This window comes from Arthrobacter sp. UNC362MFTsu5.1 (assembly GCF_000685965.1).
GTDB lineage: Bacteria > Actinomycetota > Actinomycetes > Actinomycetales > Micrococcaceae > Arthrobacter.
In genome coordinates this window covers 1-3,094 of the sequence record NZ_JMLE01000062.1, presented here as the reverse complement: position 1 = coordinate 3,094, position 3,094 = coordinate 1, and the positions used below count along the sequence as shown (strand labels likewise).

Here is a 3,094-nt window from a genome sequence, read left to right as displayed (position 1 = left end):
TTCCTGTACCTGCCCACCCAAGAGGAGAAAAAGTGAAAAAGCCCCTGGCCCTCATCGCAGTCGCCCTGCTCTGCGCCGCTTGCGCACCGGCAGCGAACACCGCGCCGGCACCGGCTGAACCCACGACCGTCACGCCCTCCGCGCCGGTTTCGCTGAGCGCCAGCAGCGGCCCACAGGCACCCGGTGGCACCGTCCCCGCCACTATCGGAATCACCTGGGATCAGGCCAGCAAGGACCGGGCCGCGGACATCGCCGAGAAGGCCATGGCGGACTTCGCCCGCCCTGCGATGGGGGAAAAGCAGTGGGCCAACGATCTTGCCCGCTGGCTGACGCCACAGGCCACAGCTGACTACTCGGCGGTGGACCCGGCCAACATCCCGGCCAACCGCGTCACCGGCCCGGCCACGCTGAGCGTCGATGAAGCCAACGGCTACGGCGTCACTGCAGCGGTACCCACCAACGCCGGGACCTACATCGTGCAGCTGCTCCGCACAGGCAAGGACGCCCCGTGGAAGGTCAACCGCTTCACACCACCCGCTTCCTAAACCCCACCCTCCACGTTTCAGAAAGGTAGAACCCTATGGTCCCGAACCAGACAGATGTCCCGGCTTTCCCGAAGATCAACGCCATCGTCCGTGCCAACGGCACGGCAGAGGTCGTTGTTGCCGGCAACTCCCGGAATGTGAAAGCAGCGGAGTCCCTGCAGCAGCTGCGGGACAACGCACTGTCCCTCGTCGTTAGGGAAGCCGAGACGCTGAACCGCGCGGTCCGTGTCCAGGTCGATGACCCGGAAGGCCAGGGTGAGCTGATCGTGAACCCGGACGGCACCAAGGAGTCCGTCAGCTACATAGCTAAGGCCTCACGCCGCCGCGTGGCTGACGCTCTCACCCCCACAGCATCACTGTCCGCTCCTGCGGTTGCAGAATCCATCCCCGTGCCCATCAATGACGAGCCGATTACTGACGTACCGGGCACCGTCCCACTAGCGACAGGAACATCCATGGCCCTGACATCCGAAACCACGTCCACGCCGACCCCGGAGGCGCAGGAGGCACCGACCCGGCGCAGCCTGAAGGAAACCTCCTTCCTGGTCAGCGCCCCGGTGCTGGAACCTGCCACGAAAGGCTGGCGCGGTGCCCTGACCCGGCTGGGGTTCCGGATGGACCCGTCCGAGGAAGAGATGGCGGAGCGTGAAGACATCCGCACCGTCAGCCAGCACTGGCCCGGCCCGCGCACCGTCGCCGTGGTCAACCGCAAAGGCGGGGCGAACAAGACACCCACAGTTGTGATGCTCTCGGCCATCCTCGCTCGGTACAGCGGCGCAGCGACCTGCGCCTGGGACAACAACGAATCCCAAGGCACCCTGGGCTGGCGGACCGAAAAAGGCTCCCACGACAAGAGCGTCCTGGACCTCATCGACTCGTCCCAGACCCTGCTTTCACCATCGACCAACGCCGCGGAAATCGCCAACTTCGTTCACCACCAAACAGCAGACAAGTTCGACGTCCTGCGCTCGGATGAAAACGAGGAAGGCGATCACGAAGTGACCGCCGAGGAAGTGGACATCGCCCATCAGGTCCTCACCCGGTACTACCGGCTGGTGATCATGGACTCCGGCAACACCGCCCGGGCAGCGAACTGGCGCAGGATGATCGACCACACCGACCAGCTCGTCGTCCCCGTAACCGCCATCGAAGACCGCGCAGAAGCCGCCCGGCTGACGCTGCAGACCCTCGAATCCCGCGGCGGCCACGATGCCGAACTGGCGCGCAACGCGGTCGTCATCGTCTCCGAATCCACCGATGCCAAGCGGGCGATGTCAGGGGATGCCTTGAAGCGCGCCAAAGACGAAGCCCAGCGCATCGCTGATGGCTTCGCCCCTTATGTCCGGGCCGTCGTCCGGATTCCCTACGACCCGGCCCTGGTCAACGGCCCCATCCGATACGAAGCCCTCCAGCCCGCCACCCAGCGGGCATGGCTGGCCGCCGCGGCCGCCGTTGCCAGCGGCTTCTAACTGCCCCTTGACCGCCCCAATCCAGCCCGAAAGGAGGACGCAGATGAACCAGCACCTGAACCCCTGGATCACCAGCCCAGAAACGGCAGAGCCTGAAGAGGCAGCTGCAGATGAATATGTTTCTCCGGCGGCGATCATCACCGGCCCGGTCCTGGGGATGGTGGAACCGGACGCAGCTGACCGCCTCGCCCGCCGCGCGGTCACCGGTACGGCAACGATCTGGGTTACCGGTGTCCATGGGGGAGCGGGTGAGACCCGGCTCAGCCACATCGTGGAGGGCGCACGCCCGACAGAACATGCCTGGCCCATCCTTGAAGACGGCTTCAGCAAGCCGGCGGTCCTGCTGGTCTGCCGCTCCGACATGCACGGCCTGAACGCCGCGCAAAGCGCCCTCATCCAATGGGCCTCCGGTGCAGCCCCCGACGTCAACCTGCTGGGCCTCGCGGTCCTGGCCGATGCACCAGGAAAACTACCCAAAGCCCTGCGGGACTTCGCAGCTCTTATCGGCGGGGGAGCCCCCCGCCTCTGGATGCTCCCCTGGGTCGAGTCTTGGCGGCTAGGGGACACCAGCACCGGGACACTCAGCCGCGAGTATCAACGGCTGATCACCGACCTCACAGCCCTCACCAACTAAACAATCAACAGCTCTACAGCGCCATACTTCGAAAGGTCTCACCATGAATTTCATCGCAGCTCTTCCCGCCAGCGTCATTCCGAACCCGACTCCTGTCGTACCTCCGCAGGCACAGGGCCTGCTCACCGTACTGAACTGGGCCTCCGGCATCGGCCTGGTCCTCGGCGTGCTGGGCGTGATCATCGTCGGCATCGGCATGGTCATCCAGCTGCGCCGCGGGGAAGGCGGCGAATCCATCGCCAAGCTCGGCTGGGTCCTCGCTGGCTGCATCATCATCACCGGCGCCTCCGGTATCGTCCGCGCATTCGTCTAACCCGACCCCTCGGAGGTTCATCATGAGCGAATCCACACAGAACACGACCGAACAGAATCCATTCACCAAACCCGGATTCATCATTTCGGCCGCCCTCGTGGTCGCACTGATAGCAGCCGTCATCGTCATCTTC

Annotated in this window: 4 protein-coding genes; all 4 read left to right on the top strand. The window is 65.0% G+C overall.

Going from position 1 to position 3,094, the window contains the following annotated elements:
* Positions 1-32 precede the first annotated feature (32 nt).
* From BS38_RS0123975 to BS38_RS0123960, 4 genes are read left to right on the top strand one after another with little or no spacing between them, the layout of a single operon-like run.
* A complete protein-coding gene (locus BS38_RS0123975) occupies positions 33-545 on the top strand; it encodes a hypothetical protein (RefSeq protein WP_028273017.1) in 513 nt (170 codons plus the stop codon).
* 35 nt (positions 546-580) lie between these two features.
* A complete protein-coding gene (locus BS38_RS0123970; RefSeq protein WP_028273016.1) occupies positions 581-2,014 on the top strand; it encodes a MinD/ParA family ATP-binding protein in 1,434 nt (477 codons plus the stop codon).
* 43 nt (positions 2,015-2,057) lie between these two features.
* A complete protein-coding gene (locus BS38_RS0123965; RefSeq protein WP_028273015.1) occupies positions 2,058-2,648 on the top strand; it encodes a DUF6668 family protein in 591 nt (196 codons plus the stop codon).
* 43 nt (positions 2,649-2,691) lie between these two features.
* Positions 2,692-2,961 (top strand): hypothetical protein, encoded by a 270-nt coding sequence (locus BS38_RS0123960; protein WP_012311500.1) that lies wholly within the window; start codon positions 2,692-2,694, stop codon positions 2,959-2,961.
* The last annotated feature ends 133 nt before the right edge of the window (positions 2,962-3,094 follow it).